Origin of the sequence: Halobaculum saliterrae (assembly GCF_009831625.1) — an archaeon.
GTDB lineage: Archaea > Halobacteriota > Halobacteria > Halobacteriales > Haloferacaceae > Halobaculum > Halobaculum saliterrae.
Window position 1 is genome coordinate 1 of record NZ_WUUS01000005.1, and the last position, 21,984, is coordinate 21,984.

Annotated in this window: 17 protein-coding genes, 2 tRNA genes and 1 pseudogene; 7 read left to right on the plus strand and 13 right to left on the minus strand. The window is 66.9% G+C overall.

What is annotated here, in order from left to right; translation table 11 throughout:
• Positions 1-791: pseudogene (locus GRX01_RS08630) on the minus strand (exonuclease RecJ); the annotation flags it as partial.
• Positions 792-821: 30 nt separating this feature from the next.
• Entirely contained in the window at positions 822-1,295 is a 474-nt protein-coding gene (locus GRX01_RS08635) for a 30S ribosomal protein S15 (protein ID WP_159665801.1), read from the minus strand.
• A 276-nt stretch (positions 1,296-1,571) separates the two neighbouring features.
• On the opposite strand from GRX01_RS08635, the gene GRX01_RS08640 reads away from it, so the two are divergent.
• The 6 genes from GRX01_RS08640 to GRX01_RS08665 all read left to right on the plus strand — a co-directional run bounded on the left by GRX01_RS08640 (position 1,572) and on the right by GRX01_RS08665 (position 10,178).
• Positions 1,572-1,643, plus strand: a tRNA-Ala gene (locus tag GRX01_RS08640).
• A 292-nt stretch (positions 1,644-1,935) separates the two neighbouring features.
• Entirely contained in the window at positions 1,936-2,847 is a 912-nt protein-coding gene (locus tag GRX01_RS08645) for a DUF7344 domain-containing protein (protein ID WP_233740962.1), read from the plus strand.
• A 318-nt stretch (positions 2,848-3,165) separates the two neighbouring features.
• Entirely contained in the window at positions 3,166-3,564 is a 399-nt protein-coding gene (locus GRX01_RS08650; protein ID WP_159665803.1) for a type IV pilin, read from the plus strand.
• A 138-nt stretch (positions 3,565-3,702) separates the two neighbouring features.
• Positions 3,703-5,439: a DUF7289 family protein gene (locus tag GRX01_RS08655; RefSeq protein WP_159665805.1), complete on the plus strand. Its 1,737-nt coding sequence runs from the start codon at positions 3,703-3,705 to the stop codon at positions 5,437-5,439.
• Between the two features lie 1,191 nt (positions 5,440-6,630).
• Positions 6,631-8,154 (plus strand): phytoene desaturase family protein, encoded by a 1,524-nt coding sequence (locus GRX01_RS08660; RefSeq protein WP_159665807.1) that lies wholly within the window; start codon positions 6,631-6,633, stop codon positions 8,152-8,154.
• Positions 8,151-10,178: a bacterio-opsin activator domain-containing protein gene (locus GRX01_RS08665; protein WP_159665809.1), complete on the plus strand. Its 2,028-nt coding sequence runs from the start codon at positions 8,151-8,153 to the stop codon at positions 10,176-10,178. The genes GRX01_RS08660 and GRX01_RS08665 overlap by 4 nt, the downstream gene beginning before the upstream one ends.
• A gap of 81 nt (positions 10,179-10,259) precedes the next feature.
• Here GRX01_RS08665 and GRX01_RS08670 read toward each other — a convergent pair whose 3' ends face one another.
• From GRX01_RS08670 to GRX01_RS08720, 11 genes are all read right to left on the minus strand, one after another.
• Positions 10,260-10,691, minus strand: coding sequence for an SRPBCC family protein (locus GRX01_RS08670; RefSeq protein WP_159665811.1), 432 nt, complete (start codon positions 10,689-10,691; stop codon positions 10,260-10,262).
• A 238-nt stretch (positions 10,692-10,929) separates the two neighbouring features.
• Positions 10,930-11,679 carry a DUF7289 family protein gene (locus GRX01_RS08675; protein WP_159665813.1) on the minus strand — a complete coding sequence of 250 codons (750 nt, stop codon included), beginning with the start codon at positions 11,677-11,679 and terminating at the stop codon, positions 10,930-10,932.
• A complete protein-coding gene (locus GRX01_RS08680; RefSeq protein ID WP_159665816.1) occupies positions 11,676-12,158 on the minus strand; it encodes a DUF7266 family protein in 483 nt (160 codons plus the stop codon). Before GRX01_RS08680 ends, GRX01_RS08675 begins: the two co-directional genes overlap by 4 nt.
• Positions 12,151-13,197 carry a DUF7261 family protein gene (locus GRX01_RS08685; protein ID WP_159665819.1) on the minus strand — a complete coding sequence of 349 codons (1,047 nt, stop codon included), beginning with the start codon at positions 13,195-13,197 and terminating at the stop codon, positions 12,151-12,153. Before GRX01_RS08685 ends, GRX01_RS08680 begins: the two co-directional genes overlap by 8 nt.
• Positions 13,185-13,766 carry a DUF7288 family protein gene (locus GRX01_RS08690; protein ID WP_159665822.1) on the minus strand — a complete coding sequence of 194 codons (582 nt, stop codon included), beginning with the start codon at positions 13,764-13,766 and terminating at the stop codon, positions 13,185-13,187. The genes GRX01_RS08685 and GRX01_RS08690 overlap by 13 nt, the downstream gene beginning before the upstream one ends.
• Positions 13,767-13,768: 2 nt before the next feature.
• A complete protein-coding gene (locus GRX01_RS08695; RefSeq protein ID WP_159665825.1) occupies positions 13,769-14,302 on the minus strand; it encodes a DUF7287 family protein in 534 nt (177 codons plus the stop codon).
• Positions 14,299-16,344 (minus strand): type II secretion system F family protein, encoded by a 2,046-nt coding sequence (locus GRX01_RS08700; RefSeq protein ID WP_159665828.1) that lies wholly within the window; start codon positions 16,342-16,344, stop codon positions 14,299-14,301. The genes GRX01_RS08695 and GRX01_RS08700 overlap by 4 nt, the downstream gene beginning before the upstream one ends.
• A complete protein-coding gene (locus GRX01_RS08705; RefSeq protein ID WP_159665831.1) occupies positions 16,341-19,433 on the minus strand; it encodes an ATPase, T2SS/T4P/T4SS family in 3,093 nt (1,030 codons plus the stop codon). Before GRX01_RS08705 ends, GRX01_RS08700 begins: the two co-directional genes overlap by 4 nt.
• Positions 19,434-19,668: 235 nt before the next feature.
• Positions 19,669-19,741: transfer RNA gene (locus GRX01_RS08710), tRNA-Arg, on the minus strand.
• A 50-nt stretch (positions 19,742-19,791) separates the two neighbouring features.
• Positions 19,792-20,097 carry a Sec-independent protein translocase subunit TatA/TatB gene (locus GRX01_RS08715; RefSeq protein ID WP_159665834.1) on the minus strand — a complete coding sequence of 102 codons (306 nt, stop codon included), beginning with the start codon at positions 20,095-20,097 and terminating at the stop codon, positions 19,792-19,794.
• 269 nt (positions 20,098-20,366) lie between these two features.
• Positions 20,367-20,816, minus strand: coding sequence for a zinc ribbon domain-containing protein (locus tag GRX01_RS08720; protein WP_201289551.1), 450 nt, complete (start codon positions 20,814-20,816; stop codon positions 20,367-20,369).
• 242 nt (positions 20,817-21,058) lie between these two features.
• Between GRX01_RS08720 and GRX01_RS08725 the strand changes: the two genes are divergently transcribed.
• Complete coding sequence (locus GRX01_RS08725; RefSeq protein ID WP_201289563.1) at positions 21,059-21,877, plus strand: HD domain-containing protein; 819 nt, start codon at positions 21,059-21,061, stop codon at positions 21,875-21,877.
• Positions 21,878-21,984 lie beyond the last annotated feature (107 nt).

The following is a 21,984-nucleotide window of genomic DNA, read 5'->3' on the forward strand; positions in this document are numbered from 1 at the left end:
TCCGCGCCGAGCGAGAGCGCCACGCCGAGTCCCGGACGCTCGCGAGCGAGCGCGTCGAGCACGTCGGCGTGGCCGCCGAGCGTGGCGAACGGCCCCGTCGGCGTCCCGTACGGGCGCAGCGCCCGCTCGACGGCGGACACCGCGCGGTCGGGCGCGTCGGCGGTCGCGTCGAGCGCGACCGCGGAGGCGAGCCGTCGATGGTCGTCGTCGTGGAGCTCGGCGGACCCAGTGGCCTCGGTGTCGATACCGAGGTCCACGAGCAGCGCGCGCACGGCGTCCACGTCGCCGGAGTACGTCGTCCAGATCCGGGTCGAGTGTGCGATCCCGTCGGCGAGATCCGCCGTCGGGACCGCCACGCCAGGCCGTCGGTCGACGGCGCCGCGGCGCTCGGCCTCCTCCAGCAGGCTTCCGCTCCCGTCCTGGCCCGGGACGGCCCCGGCGGCGACGGCGCCGGCGAGCCCGACGATCGGGTCCGGATCGGCGCCGATCGCGTCGACGACGGCGGCCGCGACGACCGACACCGGCCGCGATCCGGACCCGATGCCGGTCGCGTTCGGCGCGGTCCAGCCCAGCGCCAGCGCGGTCCCGTCACCGTCGGGAACCGCGCTGTCGCGGGTGGCGCGAACCTGGAACGGCGTGCCCCGCGAGTCGAACGCACGGGCGAGCACCCCCGCCGCGGCGAGGGCGTCGCCGGTGGGTCGGGGGTAGAGCCGGACGAACTCCGCGGCCGACAGCGCCGAGGCTACCCGTTCGGGGTCGGCCTCGGTCGGCGTGTCGGCGGCGGTGGACATCGGTGTGGCTCGTGAGTGGGGGTGGGTGTCTTACCGGTCCTCCGCGAGGAGGTCGACGGCGACGTCGTAGCTGTACCGGAAGTCCTCGTCGAGCTTGTCGCCGCGGTAGTAGTCCGCGAGGCGACGGATCTTCGACTCGGTGTTCTGGAGCGCGCGCTTGTTCTGCGCGTCCTGCTGGTTCTCCTCCATGTGCTCGCGGAGGCGCACCGCGCGCTCCATGAGGTTCCGGATGTCCTCGGGGAGGTCGTTGCCGGCGTCGTGCTCCTCGAGGATCTCGGTGACCTTCTTGCCGGTCGCGAGCTTCACGTTCGGAACCGGCGTGCCCTTCACGCCCTCGTCTCGCAGTTTCATGCCGATGACGCTCGGGTCGTGGCCCTGTTCGGCGAGTTCGACGACGCGTTCCTCGACGTCCTCGGTATCGACGTCGCTCCACTCCGGGGGTTCGTCTGCCGCGGGGTTGTCCGATCCGGACGACCCTCGACGGCGGGTGTGCATTCGTGCCATTGTCTGAGTTGGAACGTCGGCCGCAGAAGCGAGCCACCGCCGGCTGTCGCTCCCGAGCGCGCCATCCGGCGCGAGCGGGCAGTCCGACGGGGGCACATCCGCAATCCCAAGCCCACAGCGGGCGAGTCAGAGTTGCGGCCGTGCTGTTCCCATCGTAGTGAACTCGGCCGCGGACCTAAGGGCTTTCCATCCGTCCCTCGACCGTGTTGGTCCGTGTCGTGGACGTACGCAGTCGAAGGCCTTAACTACCGAACTGCGGTACGAGATGATGTAGGCGGGCTCGTAGATCAGTGGTAGATCGTTCCCTTGGCAGGGGAAAGGCCGCGGGTTCAAATCCCGCCGAGTCCACTCGAAAGTAACCTTCTGGAGTTGGAGCACTCTCTCCCGATTCCAGCGAATCAGGTCCTCTATCCACAGGATCGCTTTGAAAACCACGATTCTCGTGAGCGAATAGCGTTCGGTTTCGAGCGCGGGTCGGCGCCGTCCCGCGATCACCACAAGGGAGGTGCATCGGTGTGAGCACAGCGCTCCGGACTACTGAGGCTCACATCCGTGAGTACCGAAAACGGTCGATCTCACGCCTTGAGGGCGTCAGCCGGCCCCCACCGCAAGCTATTTGTTAACACGCGGCATAGTGATTTTGGAATCCAGAGAGCTTGTCACCCATCACGAATACGTGAGTCATTCTATGCCACATGGCATCTGTATCTCGGACGTGGACGGGATAGTATCCCACCTTCAGCGTGTCGGGCGAACACTGTTGGCGCCCTCTATCGACCCGCGAACCGGACTCGAACGCCTGTTCGCACACGAGACCTCGGAGTTCGCTCTGAACTACGCCTTTCTGGCGTCCATCGATCTCGAAACCGAGACGGAACGCTTCGAGGTCGTCCATGGCTCCCACGAACTCCTCAGCCCGGGAACCACCGTTCCGCTCTCCGAAACCTACTGTCGGAAAACGATCGAGAACCCGGAGGGGACACTGGCCGTCAGTGATGCCGTCGCCGAGGGATGGCAAGGCGACCCGGCGTACGAGACGTTCGGGTTGGGGAGTTACCTCGGGACGACAGTCACGGTTGCCGACGAACCCTACGGAACGCTGTGTTTTGCGGACACCGGCGCCCGTGACGAGTCGTTTCAGGACGAAGAGAAGGTCCTGATCGAGCTGTACAGCGAGTGGATCGGGTTCGTTTTGACTCTCCGGGAGGAGCCGCTGGCTCGGGAGACACGTGTCGATACGATCGAGGGGCGTGCCGTCTCCTCGGACGCCATCGACTCGATGATGAACGCGCTCACGGATCGCTCACGCCGGGACGTTCTCATGACTCTGCTGGGCGACACCACCGAAACCGGTATCGACGTTCTCGAACGACAGCTTGCCGATGAGAACGCCCGGGTCGGGCTGTACCATCGCCATCTCCCCAAGTTAGCCGACTCCCAATACATCACGTGGGACGACGATGCGGGGACCATCTCCAGGGGGCCGAGGTTCTCCGAGGTGCAACCGCTCGTCCAGTTGCTGAACGAGTATGAGACGGACTCTCCCGAGTAGCCGTCGGGACGGTGCCGTTCGTGGGCGCTCGCGGACGGGCTATCGGTCGGGGGGACGGCTATTCCTCCGGTGGCAAAACTGCCGGACACACCGACGGTATCGATCTCCCGTTCCAACAGGGTGCCTCGTGGAACGGGAGCCCCGGCCGGAGGGCTACCCGCTACCGAAACTTGAACGACGAGGAACTAGATTCGGTTTTGTGGGCTGATATCAAATATAATATTTAGGTCGGTTGCTTCATATACTCGAACGCGAACTATCCTGTACAGTACCGCCGAGGGTCGACTCCCTTCGGGGAGGGCTGTGGAACGAACTCAAATGAACTTCAACGCACTCTTGGACGACGACCGCGCGGTCAGTCCGGTGATCGGTGTGATCCTGATGGTAGCGATCACAGTGATCCTCGCGGCTGTCATCGGTTCGTTCGTCCTGGGCCTGGGGAACAGCGTACAACAGACATCGCCGAACGCGAACTTCCAGTTCGACTTCGACTCCGGCGCGGGCACCGCGACCGCAACACACACCGGTGGTGACTCGATTCCGTCGAGTCAACTCAGCGTAGTTGGATCGAACACCACAACGTTCCCGGACACCACGGTGAGCGCTGGAAGTACGTCTAACACAACAGACGTCAGCACGTCGGACCAAATACGCGTGATCTGGACCTCCGAGAACGGGGACAGCTCACAGACGCTGGCCGAGGAGTCGACGCCGTAACTCGGCTCTCAGCCGCAACGACCCTTCACTACGTTTTCGCCCGGACTCACGTAGCGGAGCGTCTCGCACGCCTCGCCCGAGTTCGCGATTGATAGCTTGGAACGAACGCTTATCCCGGCCGTTTTCGAATGTGCGTTCATGAGGGCCTGGGGGACGGGCGATAGCCGAGCGCAGGGCGACGTGATCGCCCTCGTGCTCCTGCTCGCGATCACCGTCGTCGGCGCGTCGGCGATAGTCGCGTTCGGCGGCGACGCGATCACGGGTATCCAGCAGTCGGCGACCGACGGCGCCGCCGAGCAGTCGATGACGCAGTTCGACTCGAAGGCGAGCCTCGTCGCCCACGGCGACAGCGACGCCCAGAGCGTCCGGCTCACCGGGAGCGGCGGCGCCACCCGCGCAGTCGAGGCCGACGCGGGGTGGATGAACGTCACGATACGGAACACGACCGACGACGAGGTGACGGCGGTGTTAACGAACACGACGCTCGGCGCCGTCACCTATCGCGAGGGCGACACGGTCGTCGCCTACCAGGGCGGTGGCGTCTGGCGTCGGACCGACGGCGGGAGCACGATGGTGTCGCCGCCGGAGTTCCACTACAGGGGCACCACGCTGACGCTGCCGCTCGTGACCGTCTCCGGCGACGCCCGACTGGACGATGACGCACGCATCACCCGCTCCAACGACTCAACTGCCGTCTACCCGGACCCGAACCGCTCGAACCGGACGAACCCGCTCGACGAGGGGAAGGTCGTGATCGTCGTCCACAGCGAGTTCTACCGGGCCTGGGGCCAGTTCTTCGCCGAACGGACGCAGGGAAGCGTCTCGGTCGACGACGCCAACGAAACGGCGACGATCGTACTGCAGACGCCGACCGACCTGGATCCGGTCCGGGCCGCGCTCACCTCCCGCGCCGTCGGCGACGAGATCAGTCTCGACGGAACGGGCAACAGCAACGTCTGGATCGACAGCTACAACTCCTCGAACGGGTCGTACGCAGCCACCAAGAGCGCGAACGGGACCGTCACCACCGCGGGAAGCATCGACATACAGGGCAACGGGAAGATATTGGGGAGCGTCCGCTCCGGCGCCTCGGTGAACGTCGGCACGGCGAACGGCAACATCACGGGGACCGTCGAACACACGACGGGGTACAACGCGAACCCGAACGCGGAGCCACAGCCCGACTCCGACCGCGTCTCCCAGATCGACGGCGTCGCGGCCGGCGACGACCTCTCCCCGTTCGTCAGGTCCCGGATCGAGGCGATCGAGGCGGACAACGACAACGCGAACACGTCCGCGATCACCGAGAGCGGCGGCGAGTACTCGATCGACTTCGGCGGGGACGACACAGCCACGCTCTCCGGCGACGACGGGACCGAGTACTACCTCTCGGACATCGACATGAGCAGCGGTGAGGAGTTGGTGATCGACACGGCCGGCGCCAGCGAGGTCGAGATCGTCGTCGGGCAGGACGTCTCGCTCGTCGGGACGGAGATCCGGATCGAGGGGAGCGGGATCGTTCGATTCTACGTCGCGGACGACATCGCCCTCGACGGCGCGAACGTCTCGGTCCCGGACGAGCGGTCGCGTCAACACTGGATGTACGGAACCGGGAACACCGACGTGGACATCTCCGACGGAAGTCGGTTCGTCGGCGTGCTGTACGTTACCGGCGACGACGGGAACAACGACTTCACGATCAAGCAGTCAGACGTGTTCGGCGGCGTCGTCGCCGGCGAGATGGACATCCAGAACGGAGGGACCGTCCACTACGACCAGGCACTCAGGATCGAACAGGTGGTCCCGGTCGACGCCGATATCCCGCGGATCACGTATCTCCACGTGTCGATCACGGAGATCGAGGTCGACGACTGATCTGCCGACGGCGGTCGTTGCGGCTCCGATCTCTTCGACCAGTCCGCGGCGTGACCCTTCGGCCGAACCCGTCGGCCCGCCGTCACAGGGAGGTCGGTGAACGCGTGGTCCGGGCGGTGGGTTTCGAGCAGCGCTGCCTCGAACGAAGGAGGCTGAATCAGACCCGTGTGCGGGGAGGAGACGCTCTCGTCGATCAGGAAGACGATTCCGAGTTAAGCTGTCGAACGCTTCTGACGCTGGTGGAACACCTGGAGGACAGCCTCACAGCACGTCAAGTCGTTCGACGGGACTGTGTGATGAGTAGGACCGCGGCGGGGCCATGTCAAGGCACGCGTGCTTCTCTCCCCATCCGCCGCGGACGCCCTGACCCACACGAGGGTCCGTATTTGGTATACGCCGCATAACCGGGACCGAACGTCCGGATCTCGACGGGGATAGACTCCCCAACTCCGGTTCGGTTCGCGGTCGTCGACCCGTCGGGAAAACGGTGTGATCGAAGGGGGCGTCTCCGGTGTAGGCCATCGCTCGAACGGGACGAAGAAGTCGTGATCGGTACGACGCCTTGCCCGTCGGGTTTCTCGAGTCGAGCCGATGGTCTCCGAACGTTCCGGGGGAGGTATCGACTTCGACACCCCTTCCTCAGTCCGATCGCGACTTCGGCGCCGCACCGCGGACACGGGAACTCCTTGATGGCCGCTGTTCCAGCCCACACCGGCACACCGTGGTAACTGTTCGTCAGCGCGAGAGGTCGGATACCCATACAGTTTGGGTCGTTTTTCATTCTGATCGTGGCCGTACAGGTGAGTCGTTCATGTGCAGCGAGACGACGAGCGACAGGCGATGGTCGTTCGGCGAGACGACGGTGGACCCCACGTTGGCGGTGTTTCGGGCCTCGCTGGTCGTTCTCATCGCCGGCTTCGCCGCCGGTCGGCTGGCCGGTGGACGCGTCCCGCTACGAACGCAAACGGGGATCTACCTTCGCCGTCATGTTCTTCGTGGCACCGATCGGGGGGCTGGCGCTCGTGGTGTGGACAGCCGCGGCGGGGGGTGGCTTCGGAGACCTCAACGTCCTGGAAGCGTTGTACGGCACCGACCACAGTTGAACGCCTCCGAGGGCGGCGGCGTTCGAACCGGGAACCGACCGCACACCGACGATCGATTCGACCATACCGCGGACGACACGAACTCGCTATGATCGACGGCACACCCCTCGAAGACGAGACCGTCATCGTGATCGGCGGCGGCGTCGCCGGTCTCGTGTCGGCGTGTTACCTCGCGGACGCGGGCGCGGCTGTCACCGTCAGGGAGCGGAATGACACGCTCGGCGGCGTCGCCAACCGGCTCGAAGTGGACGGGTTCACCTTCGATACCGGTCCCTCGTGGTACATGATGCCCGAGACGTTCGACCGGTTCTTCGGGCACTTCGGCCGGTCGGCGGCGGACTACTACGAGATCGAACGGCTCGACCCGCAGTATCGAGTGTTCTTCAAGGACGGCGACAGGGCCGACATCACCCCCGACCTCGACCGAACCCGCAGGCTGTTCGAGTCGTACGAGGACGGTGCGGGGACCGCCCTCGACGAGTACCTCGAGACGGCGCGCAGGACCTACGAGATCGGGATGGAGCGGTTCGTCTACACCGACCGCTCGCGGTTCCGCGACCTGCTCGACCCGAGCATCGTCCGCGCCGCGCCGGCGCTCGAGCACTTGCGACCGATGCAGCAGTACGTCGAGGGATACTTCGACGAGCCGAAGCTCCAACAGCTCCTCCAGTACACGCTGGTGTTCCTCGGGAGTTCGCCCCATGAGACGCCGTCGCTGTACAACCTCATGGCACACGTCGACTTCGAGCGCGGCGTCTACTACCCCGAGGACGGGATGTACAGTCTGGTCGAGGCGCTCGTCGACCTCGGACGTGACCTCGGGGTCACCTACCGGACCGATCAGGAGGTGACGGAACTCGCACCGCTGGCCGACGGCGTGCAGGTCGCCGCCGGCGGGGAGGTGACCGTCGCGGACAGCGTGGTCGCCGACGCGAACCCCGCACACGTCGAACGCGATCTGTTGACGGGGACGGCGGTGGAGCGCGATCCGTCGTACTGGGACGAGGCGACGTACGGTCCGTCGGCGCTGCTGCTGTATCTCGGCGTCGAGGGCTCGGTCGACCCACTCGAACACCACTCGCTCGTGTTCCCGACCGACTGGGATCCCCACTTCGAACGGATCTTCGACGATCCGGGCTGGCCCGAGGACCCCGCGTACTACCTCTCGGTGGCGTCGAAGACCGACGACGACGTCGCTCCCGAGGGACACCACGCCGTCGTCGTGTTGGTACCGATCGCGCCGGGCCTCGACGACGACCCGGAGCGCGTCTCGTCGTTCCGCGATCTGGTGCTCGCCGACCTCGCCGCACAGACCGGTGTCGACCTCCGCGATCGGATCGTCGTCGAGCGCTCGGTGTGCGTCTCCGAGTTCGCCGAGCGGTATCGGACCCCCGATGGGACCGCCCTCGGCCTCGCACACACCCTCGACCAAACCGGTCCACTCCGTCCCGCACACCACGGGCCGGGCGTGGACGGCCTCTATTACACCGGAGCATTCACCTCTCCGGGAGTCGGTCTTCCGATGGCAGTGGTCAGCGGCGAACACGCCGCGGAGGCGGTCGCGCGTGACGCGGACCCGTCCCCTCTCAGCGACCTCGCACCGAACCTATGACACGATCCGACACCTGCCGGGCCGGTCGAGACGAGCGAACGGATGAAGCCCCCGCCGTCGTACTGTTCGCCGGTGACGACCTCTGCGGCGGCCCCACGGCCGCCGATCTCTCGGAGGAGGCCCGGTTCGACGTCACGCGTTCGGCTGACTTCATCGAGGCCGCCGACAGGGTGGACGGACACACCGTCGACTGTGTGGTCACGACTGTCAGCGAGGACGGATTCGACGGTATCGCGTTCCTCGAAGCCGTCCGGCAGGAGCATCCCGAACTCCCCGTGGTGGTCATCGCGGACGTGATCGACGGGGAGATCGCACGTCGCGCGGTCGACGCCGACGCGACGACGCTCGTCCCGGCGGGCGGATCGGACGCCCTCGAGACAGTCGTCGACTCCGTGGACTCGAACGTCACGACGTACGGCCGGGAGGCGGGGACGCGCATGCCGATCTCCGACCTCAGCGTCAAGGCGGAACGTCGCCTGAAGGAGCGGGCGCTCGACGAGGCGCCGATCGGCATCACGATATCGGACGCGACCGACCCGGAGGAGCCGATGATCTACATGAACGACTCCTTCGAGGAGATCACTGGGTATCCACCAGAGGAGGTGATCGGGACCAACCACCGCTTCCTACAGGGGCCCGAAACCGACCCCGATACGGTCGCAGACGTCGCCGAGGCCATCGATGAGAGGCGGGGGATCCAGACGGTCCTGCGGAACTACACCCGCGATGGGACCGAGTTCTGGAACCAGATCAGTATCAGTCCCATCCTCGACGAACACGGAGAGGTGTCGCACTTCGTCGGGTTCCAGATGGATGTCACGGAGCGAAAGCGGGCACAACAGGAGCTGTTGGCCGAGCGGGAGTCGCTCGATCGGGTGCTCGACCGGGTGAACGGGCTGGTGAGCGACATCACCTCCGCGTTGGTGCGTGCGGAGAGTCGCGACGAGGTCGAGCAGCTGACGACCGAGCGCCTCGGCACGGGCGGGGAGTACACGGCCGCGTGGCTCGGTCGATACGACGAGACCGTGGGTCGGGTGGACGTCACGGAGCAAGCGGGCGGGCGGTCCTTCGAGACGGAGGTGATCGACCTCGCGGACGACACGGACGGGGTTCGGACCCTTCGCGAGGCGGTCGATCGACAGACGGTCCGCCAGCTCGACGACACGACCGACCTGATCGACATCCCAGAGGGTGGAACGTGTGTACTCGTGCCGTTGACGTATCGGTCGACGACCTACGGCGTCGTGGGCGTGCTCGATGAGAGAGACGTCCTCGACGATCGCGAACGGGTGGTACTCGAGTCACTGGGTCGCAGCGTCGGCGTGTCGATAAACGACCTGCTGACGAAGCGGACCATCACCGCCGACACGATCCTCAAGATCGGGGTCGAACTCTCGGACGAGGAGCTCTTCCTCCCCGATCTCGCCGCCGAGATCGGTACGCAGTTCGACCACGAGGCGACCTTCGCCGAAGAACGGGGCTCAGAGGTCGTGAGCGTCGTCAGTACCGACTTCGACGACACGGAGGCACTCGTGGAACGGGCGATGGAGCACGAGGGCGTCGTTTCCGTCGAACCGCTCGTCGAGACGGACGACGAGACCGTCGTTCAGTTCCGGTTGGCGAGTTCGCCGCTCGTGGAGGTTCTCTCGGAGGTGGGGAGTCGCGTGACGAAACTGCACGCGGACTCGCGGACGCTCGAGGTCGAGTTCCGCGTCGGGACCGAGCAGGCGGCGCGTCGCGTGCTCGACGCGCTCAGAGCCGAGTACGCGCAGGTCGACCTCGTCGCCTACCACGAGGACGAACCGGAACAGACCGCCAACGGCTTCCGGGAGGAGCTCCGGGGACGGCTCACGGATCGGCAGTTGACAGCGCTACGGAAGGCGCACGTCAGCGGCTACTTCGAGTGGCCGCGGCGCGCCGAGGGCGAACAGCTCGCCGAGTCGATGGACATCGTCCCCTCGACGTACCACCAGCACCTCCAGGCGGCGAAGCGAAAACTCGTCGACGCGTTCTTCGAGACATGACGTGTCGTCCGTCGTTGTGTGGGCAGGAACGCCTCACTGAAGGCGCTCCGGTGGCCGGCCCGCAACGACGGCGGTATCACCTCAGTTCTCGAGGAACGTCTTCAGGTTCTCAAGGGTCGTCCGGGCCTCGCGCCGGTTGTACGCGGACGCGACGGGTGCGATCACGGTGTCGATCACCGTGTCGGGGATGTCGTACTCGGCCTCGTAGCGAAGCAGGGTCCCGGCGTCCGTTCCATCCAGATCGTACGTGATCGTCCCGTCGATGGCGCCCGACAGTTCCTGTGTCAGTCGATCCGGCGGGGAGCGTTCGACGTCCTCGACGCTCCCGACGAGCGTCACGCCCGCGAGTTTGTACCGGTACTCCGCGCGTTTGCCGCCGTCGGGAAGGGCCTCGACATCGCTCACGTCGATCAGTCCGGGCGTTATCTTCACGTGGTTCCGCGGGTCGTCGAGAAACGAGTACACCTCCCCGGGCTGTGAGTCGATCTCGATCCGTGTTTCGACGGTGAACATCGTGATCTGTCGGACGTACGCACGTACCGTTCCCGGGCCCCTATTCGTGTGACCCAACCAGTTCGGTTGGAGTTCATACTCGGTCGCGCCGTGACTCGATCCCCCACGACGTTTGTGTCGACGCTTTGGGCGGGCGTGCCGTGGGGACTGACGCGTTCCGATGCGAACCCGCGTTCCCGAGTCTCCTGCACGGAGAACTCTCCGCTACGACGACCGATCGGGGGCGACCGACGCCGGACTACCGCTCCAGTCGCACCCTGATGGTCGTTCGGGGGACGACCACCCGGTCGACGAGGACCTGATACGTCACCTCGTCGTCGCTCGCGACGATGACGGAACCGTCGTCGATCGACTCGAAGTACCGGCGCCACGCGTCCGCGCGCGTCGATTCGACGGTGACGTTCATCCGGATCGAACTGCTCGGGCCCGCGGTCATCTCCTCGTCGACACCGCGGGAGGTCGCGTCCATCGTGACGAGAACGGTCGAGCTCCCGCCGATCGCGGTCCGGCTTCCCGGCCGCGTCGTGACCGTCAACGGGAGCACCGCGCGCTCGTCGTCGACCAGCCAGCCGGGATCGCTACGCATCACCGCCGCGTCCCCGTCGCTCCGGATCACCGTGCCGAACGACGAGGCCACGGTCGTGTCTCCTTGGCTGTACGTTATCGGACGCGTGGCCGCGGTGACGGTGAAGTTGTCCGCCGCGTTCGACGTGTTCGTCGCCTCCACCGTCACCCGGGCCGTCTCCTCGACGGCGAGCGTCCCGCCGTTGAGTTTGATCTCCGTCGCCCGCCCGGGCGCGCCGTCGCGGACGATGTCGTCGACGTTGTCGTCCAGCACGTCGAAGGCCCGCTCCATGTTCTCCAACTGCTCGCCCGTCCTGAGGTCCGTCAACGCCGTGAACCCGGTCGCGTACACCGTCCCGATCGTCAGCGCGATGAGCGAGAACACGAGGACGAACCCGATCGCGTCGCTCTGGGCGCGATTCACGCCGAGCGCACCTCCAGTTCGCCCCCGGCGTACACGATCTCCACGTCGCCGCCGGAGAGGCTCGCGTCGGCGACGGGCGTGGTCGTCGCCGCCGTCACGGTGACGCTCACGCCGGTCACCGTCGCGTTCAACACGACCGTCGGGGGCGGTCCCGAGCGGACCGCGATCGAGTACGTCGACCCGGAGACGCTGTCGGGATAGGACCCACGGACGACCACGTCCGTTCCGTTCGCCCCGACGAGTCTATCGGCCGCCATCAGTCGGGCGGTGAGCTGCTGGCCCACGACCTCCAGCGCCTCCCGCGTCGTGTCCTCCCGCTGCTGCTCCACGGTGTTGCCCGCCGCGATGAGCAGGCCGCTGATCAACAGCGCGGTGATCCCGAGGGTGAGCACGTACGACAGCGCCGTCGCGGTCGCCCGGTCGCGATCGCCGCCGTCGGCGGTTCCGCGACCGCGCCGCGATCGTGAGCGCTCACGCATCGCGCTCACCCGGGGCGACCCGGACCGTCGTTCGGTACTCCAGATCGGCCGTCTCGTAGGCGATCGGGAGCCTGACGGCGTACACCGCGGGGACGGAGTACGGCGAGTCGACGGAAGCCCCTTCGGTGACGTTGCCGGACGAGACCGCGCCGGCGCCCTCGGTGTGAACCGTGAGGTCGTAGCCGCCGCCGGCGACGTCGCCGTTGCGGACGAGCAGGTCGTAGCGCCCGGCGACGTCGCCGCCGAGGGCGAACCCGCCGCAGTCCTCGCCGTCGAGCGTCCCCCCGGTGAAGTCGACGGTCGCGTTCGCGGCCGGCGTCGAGCACACCTCCGTCGTGTCCGAGACCGAGTCACCCGCCGCCTTGACCGCGATCGTGATCTCGCCGTCGGCGGTGTCGTTGTACACGTACGCGTGCCAACTGGTCGTTCCGTTCGTCACGACGACGTGGAACGCGTCGTCCGGGTCGCTCTCGGACGCCGACGCGAGCTCCGACCCGTTGACGACGGCGACGTAGCCGCGGGCTCCGCGGGTCTCGTTCAGGTCGGTCGCGACCGTCCAGTTCGCCGCGCCCGTCTCGTTCGTGAACGGGTGCGGATCGGCGGCGGTGCCGTTCTCCCGGACCAGCCTCCCGTCGACGTACGTCGCCGCCGACCGGTTCACGGTCGCGCTCGCCGACCGACGAGCCGCCGACTCCCGCAACAGGGAATCCAACTCGGAGACCCCCGCCGAGACGTTCGCGTTCAGCGCCGCCCGGTCGTCGTACTCGGCGGCGTTCTCCCGGGTGACGATCCCGCCGATGCCGTCGACGACCGCCGCCCGATAACCCAGCGCCTCGGCCTCGCCGACACCGTCGTCCCGAGTGGCGAGGTTCTCCGTGTAGATGGCCGTGTTAGTGACCAGCACCAGCGCGACCAACACCACCGCCAGTGCGAGGCCGGCCACCAGCACCAACTGTCCGCGGTCGCGGTCGTCGCTGCCGGCATCGCTCGCGTCGGGTCGGTCGTCGCCCGCGCGGATCGCGTCGGTCATATCCGCCATACGACGATGCGCACCTCCATGACGCCGAACAGCGGGCCGTCCGGGTCCGCGTCGTCCGCGTAGAACCGACCGAGCTCCGCGGCCGCGGAGACGTTGCCCGACCCGTCGGCCAGCGGGTCGTCGTCGTAGAGGACGACCGACCGCGTCGCGGCGACGGCGTTGTCGCTGGGCGACCCCATGTACACCATCCGGGTGCGCGCCCGACTCCCGTCGGCGCGGCGATAGCCGATCTCGACGTTGAACGCGATGCGGTCCTCGCCGAACGTCTCGTTCAGCGTCCCTCCGAACGGAATCGGCGGCCCCCCCGCCGCGTACACGCCGTCGTCGCCGCTGCCGAGGAACCGCTCTGTACTCGTGTTCCAGTACAACAGCGCGGGGCGGAGCGTCCCGTTCGCCTCCGCGGCCGCCAGCGTCCCCTCCGCGACGGCGCCCTGCTGGTTCTCGATGTGCTGGTTGGACGTACTCGCCGTCAGCGGCGTCACTGCCGTCGCCTGGAGCGCGAACAACACGCCGCTCAACAGGACGACCGCCGCCGCGAACCCCTCCAGGGTGTGTGCCTGCCCGCGCATGCTCACCACACCCTCACGAACAGCGTCCAGTCGCGGTCGTCGAGCAGTACCGCCCGCCGCGAGACCGACACGTCCGACCCGCTCGACGGGTCCGGGCCGACCGCAAGCTCCGTCCCGTCGAGCGTGCGGCTCCCGGATCCGTCGACGATCGTCACGTTCACCGACCGCGTCGGCGAGCCGATCCCGAGCGCGGCGTCGAGGTCGCTGGCGTTCGCGTCGTACCGACAGTCGTCGGCCGTCACCCCGTCGTCGAAGAAGCCGACGGTACAGTCCGCGTCGAGCACCGCCGGTCGCGTCGGGTCGGCGACGAGGAGGTCACGGGTCAGGCGGTCCGCCGCGCGGTCGGCGACGACTACCCCGTCCGTGGCGTCGTCGGTGAACGGGGCGATCAACGAGGGAACGAAGGCGAACACGAACGCGACGACCAGCAGGAACACGCTCACGCCGATGGCGTAGTCGATGGTCGTCTGTCCGCGGTCGCGGCCGGCGACGCGGCCGGGCGCGGCGCCCGTCGACGCCCCTCGGTCGTCGCTCACGCAACCACCACCCACACGCCCAACGCGACGGTGAGCAACACGACCACGTACTTCATCCCGGAGATGATGTCGGCGCTGCGGATGTACCCAGCGATGACCCCCGACAGCACCGCCTGTATCGTCACCGCGTGGAAGAACAGCACCGACAGGCGGTCGACGTCGACGTTGCCGCCGAACCCGCCCGAGCCGAGCCCGCCGCCCCCGCCGGTCGCGGCGCCGCCCCCGCTCGCCTGTGTCGTCAGCCCAGCGAGGATGTCGAGGAACCGGAGCTTCAGGATCGCCATCACCGCGAGCAGCGTGAGGTACGTCATCAGGATGATCGCCACCTGCATCCGGGTCCGGGAGATCCGCTCGCGCTCGATGTCGTCCTGGTTCTCCGAGGCCTGTGCGGCCGTCGTCAGCACCTCGGTGATCTGGCTCGACGCCTGCTGGGCCTCCGAGATGAGCTTCACCGTCCGGGCCAGCCGCGGGATGTGGTACTTGTTGTTGAACTCGACGAGCGCCTCCCGGAGGCTCATCCCGTAGTTCACCTTCGCGTACATCACCTCGAACTCCTCGGCGAGCTTCCCGCTCGACGTGTCGGCGGTCGTGCGGATCGACTCCAACAGCGTCTGGCCGGTGTCGTTGGCGGAGGAGAGCTTCCGGAGGTTGTCCGAGAGCTTGCCGGTGATTCCGCCGCGACGAAGCTGGTGCCACTCGTAGAAGACCACAAGCGGGATCAGCGTGACGTAGGCGGGGACGTACACCCACACGAACGTCGACCACACCGGGTTGTCGACGAACCCTTGGAACGTCAGCGGCGCGTCGCCGGAGGCGACCCCGAACCCGACCAACACGAGCGCGGCCGGGCCGGTCAACGCCAGCGTGAACAGGGGGTTGTCGCGGAAGAACAAGTGCGGCGCCCGCAACAGCTCCCCGGTCTTGTGCGTCCCCTCGCGCGAGCGGATCCGGTCGAACAGCGAGAACTCGCCCGTGAACGCCTCGACGAGCCCGAGGTGAAGCAGGCCCTCGCGCTGCTCCTCCGCGAAGTGCTCGTCGATGCCGCCGGGGTCGAGGTAGCCGTCGCCGACCTCGTCCTGCTTGACCGTCGACACGAGGACGAGGAAGCCGACCCCGATGAGCGGCGTGAGGAGGTAGACGGTCGCCGTCAGCAGGAAGTCCTGCCCCTGCCCGAGCATCGACATGATGACGAGGATGATGATGAGCAGGAGGGGGAACAGCGACAGCGTCATGTACATCTCGCCGAACAGCTCCAGCGTCTCCAGCGTCAGCTCCTGCTGCTGTTTCGACGTGCGGAGGTGCTTCTCCTTCTTGTCGTAGAGGAACCGCTCCATGTCGCCGCCGGAGTTGATGATCGACAGCATGTCGGTGAGGAACTGCGAGAACTCCTCGCTGGGCGTCTCGATGGACTGCTGGCGGACCGCGTTGCGGTAGTCGGTCCCGAAGTAGGTCGTCTCCTGGACGATGCTCTGGAACTCCTTCGCCACCTCGCCGTAGGTGTCGTCGGCCTCCGCCATCGACTCGAATATCTCCAGTTGGTTCAGCCCGCCCACCGAGAGGGCGTACATAAACGAGACCGCGTCCGCGAGGAGCATGTTGATCTCGCGCTTGCGGGCGTCGGCGCGCTGATACGGGATGGCGACCAGCGTCCCGAACCCGAGGCCGAACCCGATCCCGCCGAAGACGACGCCGCTCACGAGCACCGCCGCGGGCTCCGTGAGTGACTCCAGCAGCGCCGCCTGCTCGGGGGAACTCACCGGGATCCCGAGCCCGATCGACTCCGCCTGCACGATCCCGAACGCGAACAGGCTCCACCCCAGCAGCATCCCGACCACCCACAGCGCCAGCCCAACCAGCACGCCGACGCCGAGCGCCCGCGAGACGTACAGCTCGACGGGCTGGTTCATCCGCGCCTGCGTCAGCTTCGTGTCGACGGTGTCGACGAAGTCGCCGTCCTCGTCGAACAACCGCCGGAACAGCGGGTAGAACGCGTCCGCGAACCCCCGCGCGCTTCCGAAGCCCGTGTCGCTGTCGAGGCTCATCCCCCCTCCTCCCCGTCGTCCTCGTCGGGCGACTCGACCTCCCCGAATCCCCAGTCGTCGATCACCTCCTCGTCGGGGGCCGATTCATCGTCCGGGGATGCCCCCTCGTCGGGGACTGATCCCTCTTCGGGGACCGATCCCTCCTCCGGGACCGCCCCCTCGTCGATGTCGACCCCGTCCTCGGGCGCGGCGTCCGCGTCCGAAACGGCGCCGTCGATCGACGCGTCGTCCCCCCGACGGTCGGTGTCGGAGCCGTTCTCGGAGTCTCCGTCGTCGTCGAACTGATCGATCGCGTCGAACGCGTCGGCCGCCTCGCCGGTCAGTTCGGCGCCGCCGTCGTCCTCGTCGTTCGCAGCGGTACCGTCGGAGGCGACTGGTCCGTCGGTCGCGTCGGCCGATCGGTCGATATCGAGCGGTTCCGGGCCGATGCCGTCGAACGGCGCGCCGGGGGCGTCGTCGGCGAGGGCGTCACCCGCTCCCGGCTCGGCCGCGACGTCGCCGGCCGGTTCGACCGCGCCGAGGGCGGCGGCCACGTCGTCGGTGCGCTCGCCGCGGAACCCCTCGAGGATCGACTCCGCCTCCTCGAGGATCGACTTCGCCTCCGCCGCCTGCGCCTCCGAGGGCTCCGGGCGGGGCACCATCTCCTCCTTGTCCTCGTCGACGTCGATGAGCACCGACTCCATCTCGCGGAGATCGTCGAGACTCGCCTCCAGTCGCTCGTTCGCCATGAGCGAGAGGATCGTCTCGGGGTCGTTGATGAACGCCTGGAGCGTCGCCGCGACCTGCGTGTACGTGTTGAGGCCCCGGTCGATGAGGTACGCAAGCACCGCACGCCGCTTGAGCAGTTCCTCCTCGAGGGTCTCGACGCTCCAGCCGCGGTCGAACATGATCTCCTCGAGCGTGTTCGAGTCGCCCATGTGGAGGAACTCGTCCGTCTCGGCCTGCCACTGGTACACGTCCTGCACGTTGATCTCGTCGTTCTCGGCGTCGTAGTGGTTGATCTCCGTGAGCGACTTGTTCCGACGCACCTTCCGCCCCTGCACCCGCGTCGACGCCTGCACCGACACGAGGTCCAGCGCCGTGAACATCGTCTTCGAGACGTTGATCGGCTCGGTCGTGAAGCGCTTGAGCACCTCCCCGACGTTGTCCGCGTGGAACGTGGTGTAGGTGGTGTGCCCGGTCGACATGACCTGAAAGAGTGTCCGTCCCTCCTCGCCGCGGATCTCGCCCATGACGATGTAGTCGGGCCGCTGGCGGAGCGCGGCCTCCAGCAGGTCGAACTCGTCGACGTCGCCGCCGTCGTCGTCCGCGAAGGAGGGACGGGTGACGGAGGCGATCCAGTTGCGCTGGGGCAGTTCGACCTCGCGGGTGTCCTCGATGGAGACGATCTTCGAGTTCGAGGGGATGAACAGCGAGACGGCGTTCAGGCTGGTCGTCTTCCCGGAGGCGGTGCCGCCGGCGAAGATCAGGCTCTTGTGGTTCTCGATGCACAGCCACAGGAACGCCATCTCGTCGAGGCTGAACGTGTTCCAGTTGATGAGGTCGATCGGCGTGAACGGCACGTCCTTGAACTGCCGGATCGTGTAGTTCGTTCCGTGATCGGACACCTCCCGGCCGAGGGTCAACTGGGCGCGCGAGCCGTCCGGGAGGGTTGCGTCCACCTGCGGCCGGCGCTTGGAGATTCCCTTCCCGGAGCGCTGGGCGAGCTTGACGACGAAGTCGTCGAGCTCCTGTTCGCCGTGGTAGACGTTCGAGATGATCTGCTCGTAGTCGGAGTGGTAGACGAAGACCGGTGAGTTGTAGCCGTCACAGGAGATGTCCTCGACGTTGATGTCGTGTTTGATCCCGTCGATCCGCTCGTAGCCGACGAAGTCGCGTTCGAGGTAGTACAGCGCCTTCGTCACCGTGTACTCGGTGAGCGTGTCGGGGTCCTCCGCGAGGACCGCGGGCTCGGGCCGTGCGGCGATCCCCTCGATCTCGCCGAGGGACTCCGACGGTGTGACGCCCAGCGCGCGGATCAGTCGCCCCGCGGCGCCGTCGTCGTCGACGTCGACGCCGAACAGGTCCGCGAGCCTGTCGCCGAGCCCCGGCCCCTCATCGCGCTCGTAGAGGTCGTAGCGTTCGAGGAGGTCGTACGTCTCCTCGCGGATCGTCAGCTTCCGGTGGTCGTCGTCGGCCGCGACGGCCCCCTCGTCGGCGTACTTGATCGCCGAGCGCAGTTTCCCCTCGAGGAACTCCATGAGGTCCGTCTCGATGGCGTTGCGGTACGGCTCGACGACGTAGTACTTCTTCTCGTTCTCCTTCGTCGAGTGAAAGACGATCACGAACGAGTACGGCTCGTTCACCCAGTAGCGCTCCACCTCGCGGAAGTGGGTCTTCTTCGGCATCGGGACCGCCTTCTCCAGGTCGTAGCGGTTCGCGATCGTCGTCGCGCCCGCGGCGTCGCTGAAGAACTCGTCCTCGTCGACGTCGTCGGCGATGTCGACGGTGCGCTCGTCGACCACCTCCTCCAGCTCCGGCGCGCGCTTCGCGAGGTGACCGAGCGTCTCCTCGACACGGTTCGGGTCGAACCCGAGCGCCTCGGCCTTGTCGGCGTCCGTGAACTCCAGTGGCTCGTCCTCCTCGTCCGTCGGCGGGTTCCCCTCGTCGTCAAGGAAGTACTCCTCTCGGTAGTCGTCCCACGTGTAGATGTCCTTCCACACTGGGGTCTCGTCGTAGGCGAGAAGCGGGTGGCGCTCGGCGATGGACTCCCCGAGCGCGCCGGCCGCGCCGACGGTCGTCGGTACCTCCCCGGGATCCATCCCGAGCGCGTCCGCGGCGATGTCGGCGACGCCCACCGCCGCCAGGTCCTCGGGGGTCACCGCGCGGACCTCGGTGCGAACGACTTCCTCCCCGTCCTCGTTCTCTACGACCACTTCCGTTCGGATCCGGTCGGCGAGCTCGTCGGCCGCGTCCTCGCGCCCGTGCTCCCGCAGGAAGTCGGGCCACGTGTACTCCCCGACGACGGCCGCATCCCCCGACGCCGCTCCCGGTCCGGATCCGTCGTCGAATCCGGACCCGACGGCCGCGTCAGCCTCGTCGGTAGCCATTGGGTTCACTCAGCCCGTGCGCCACGTTAAATGCTTGCCCTCTCTATCAGTTGTGAGAAAATTCTGAATTCCTGTCCATTACGGATTCAATCCGTGGATCAGCGACGCTCCTGTCCGGTTTGTGATCGGTTATTGCCCGCCGGAACATATTCTGCGTCGGCTCGAGGCGGTCGCGGGCTCACCGGTCGCTTCGTTCCCGTTCAGATCGCCGTCGAGTGTCCGGAGGGAACGAGGACGGGCGTGACGGGATTCGAACCCGCGATCTAGCGGTTAGGAACCGCTCGCCGTATCCGCTTGGCCACACGCCCCGCGGTGGGGAGTGTTCGGCGCGCAGTGAAAAACGGTCCGGGACGGGACGTCAGTTCTTCTCGGCGTCGGTCTCGACCGTGCTGTCGGTGGTATCGGTGGTGTCGCCGGTAGTCTCCACGGTCGAGTCGGCGGCGAGCTCGGCCTCGCCGTCGCCGTCGCCCTCGCCCTCCTGCATCTGCTGCAGTTCGTCCTCGACCTGCTCACGGCCCTTCTTGAACTCGCCCATCGCCTGCCCGGTCGACCGGGCCAGCTTGGGGATCTTGTTCGCCCCGAACAGCAGCACCAGCACGAGCAGGATGATCAGCATCTCCGGACCGCCCGGGATGGCGCCGAACAGGGGTAGGGTGGTAGGCATCTCTACCCTCGGCTTACCCGGTGGCAATTATAGGCTTTTTGGACCGAACGGTATCGGGAATACAGCCGCTGAGACCATCGAACGGCGGCAGAAGGCGGGATATTCCCCGGTGGGAGTGTGGTTTCCTCGCGCCGCCCCGAAGAACCGGTAGCGGGAGCCGAACCGGAAGCGGCCACCGACCGATCGCCGTCTCGACTCCGCCCGACGAGCGAGGTGCAGGTATTCGGACGGACGTGGTCGCGAACAGGTCGGAACCGCCCCGCCGCGCGCTACGCGAGGATCAGCGCGCCGACGGCCATCCCCACGACGAGGCTTGCGCCCCCCCAAGCCATGAGCGCGATACCCTTTGTCTCGTCGTGATTCTGGTAGACCGTGTACCCGCAGTACAGGGAGATCGGTCCGAAGATGATCGGGAGGAAAACGAATCCGACGAGTCCGGAGATCACCCCTCCGACGAGATATTTCGTCTCGTTCGAGGAGGATCCGCCGGTCGCTATGCCGGAGGAGGACGACTCCGTCGTCGGTGAGACCCCGACGGCCGCTCCGTCCGTGGCGACTCCACACTCCGGGCAGATCTCGGCCCGCTTCTTCACGACCGCCCCACACGACGAACAGTACATCTCGTTGGGGCCTTTCTTCGGCTGTTGCGGCTCCATGGGCTCCTCGGAGGTCCCTGTCCCGGCAAGGGTTCCCTCGTCGTCCCTGGGTTCGGCCGTCATGACCGCCGGATCACCACATCCGTTTGTAAGTGTTGGGTCGAATATCGCGACCCGACTCCCCGGTCCGACTCGGTCCGGTCACTCGCTCTCGGGATCCGCCGTGTCGCGACGGCGGTCGGGTCACAGGGGCAGGTCGTGGGCGAGCCCTTTTGCGGTCGCCACCCGTCGACCGTGATATGAGCGACGACGCCGGCTCGGCCGGAACGCCTCGGGACGACCAACAGACCGACGATCCAAACGGAATGAGCGTCCAGCAGTACGACCCCGACGCCGAGCATCCGTTCCCCGACGAGCGCGTGAACGAGGTGTTGGAGGTGATCGAGTCCGACACCGAGATCCAGACGTACCTCCGCGCGCAGAACGTCAACGCCGTCACGCGAAAGCGGTACAACGACCACGGCGCCAAGCACATCGAGATCGTTCGCAACCGGGCGCTCCGCCTGTACGAACTACTGAAGCACGGCGGCATCGAGTTCAACGGGGCGAGCCAGCAGGGGCTCGACGAGGCCGACGAGCCGGTCATCATCGCGCTCGCGGCGACGATCCACGACATCGGACACGTCGTCCACCGGGACGATCACGCCTACTACTCGATCCCGCTGGCCGCCGATCTGCTGGATCGATTGCTGCCGCAGTTCGACTACTACGGTACCGAGGAGGCCGTCCGCGTGAAAGCGGAGGTCCTTCACGCGATCCTCTGTCACCACACCGAGGAGACACCCCTCACCCGCGAGGCCGGGGTCATCCGCGTCGCCGACGCGCTCGACATGGAGCGCGGTCGTTCGCGCATCCCCTACGAGGAGGGCGGTCGCGGGATCAACACCCTCTCGTCGCAGGCGATCAGCAACGTCGAGCTCAAGCCCGGCGGTGAGGCCGACGGCCACGACGGCGACGCGATGCCGGTGCTCGTCGAGATCGAGATGGTGAACGCCGCGGGCGTCTATCAGGTCGACAACCTGCTGAAGGCGAAACTGCACGACTCGCTCATCGAGGACCTCGTGCGCATCGTCGCGATCAACACCAAGAGCGACGACCAGCTCGTCGAGCGGATCGAGCTCTGACGCCGTCGAACCGGGTCCTCGTGACATGCCGGACGCGGACGTCCGGCATGCGAGAACTCCCCGTAGTCGACCGGGATGAGGGAATTTAAGCGGGCGGTGGGTATTTC

Bases quoted from the DNA above. Each gene is read 5' to 3' on its own strand.
- GRX01_RS08670 (WP_159665811.1), bottom strand. From the start codon at position 10,691: ATGTTCACCGTCGAAACACGGATCGAGATCGACTCACAGCCCGGGGAG.
- GRX01_RS08665 (WP_159665809.1), top strand. From the start codon at position 8,151: ATGACACGATCCGACACCTGCCGGGCCGGTCGAGACGAGCGAACGGAT.
- GRX01_RS08700 (WP_159665828.1), bottom strand. From the start codon at position 16,344: ATGAGCCTCGACAGCGACACGGGCTTCGGAAGCGCGCGGGGGTTCGCG.
- GRX01_RS08680 (WP_159665816.1), bottom strand. From the start codon at position 12,158: ATGCGTGAGCGCTCACGATCGCGGCGCGGTCGCGGAACCGCCGACGGC.
- GRX01_RS08725 (WP_201289563.1), top strand. From the start codon at position 21,059: ATGAGCGTCCAGCAGTACGACCCCGACGCCGAGCATCCGTTCCCCGAC.
- GRX01_RS08635 (WP_159665801.1), bottom strand. From the start codon at position 1,295: ATGGCACGAATGCACACCCGCCGTCGAGGGTCGTCCGGATCGGACAAC.
- GRX01_RS08715 (WP_159665834.1), bottom strand. From the start codon at position 20,097: ATGCCTACCACCCTACCCCTGTTCGGCGCCATCCCGGGCGGTCCGGAG.
- GRX01_RS08705 (WP_159665831.1), bottom strand. From the start codon at position 19,433: ATGGCTACCGACGAGGCTGACGCGGCCGTCGGGTCCGGATTCGACGAC.
- GRX01_RS08720 (WP_201289551.1), bottom strand. From the start codon at position 20,816: ATGACGGCCGAACCCAGGGACGACGAGGGAACCCTTGCCGGGACAGGG.
- GRX01_RS08690 (WP_159665822.1), bottom strand. From the start codon at position 13,766: ATGCGCGGGCAGGCACACACCCTGGAGGGGTTCGCGGCGGCGGTCGTC.
- GRX01_RS08660 (WP_159665807.1), top strand. From the start codon at position 6,631: ATGATCGACGGCACACCCCTCGAAGACGAGACCGTCATCGTGATCGGC.
- GRX01_RS08655 (WP_159665805.1), top strand. From the start codon at position 3,703: ATGAGGGCCTGGGGGACGGGCGATAGCCGAGCGCAGGGCGACGTGATC.
- GRX01_RS08685 (WP_159665819.1), bottom strand. From the start codon at position 13,197: ATGGCGGATATGACCGACGCGATCCGCGCGGGCGACGACCGACCCGAC.
- GRX01_RS08650 (WP_159665803.1), top strand. From the start codon at position 3,166: ATGAACTTCAACGCACTCTTGGACGACGACCGCGCGGTCAGTCCGGTG.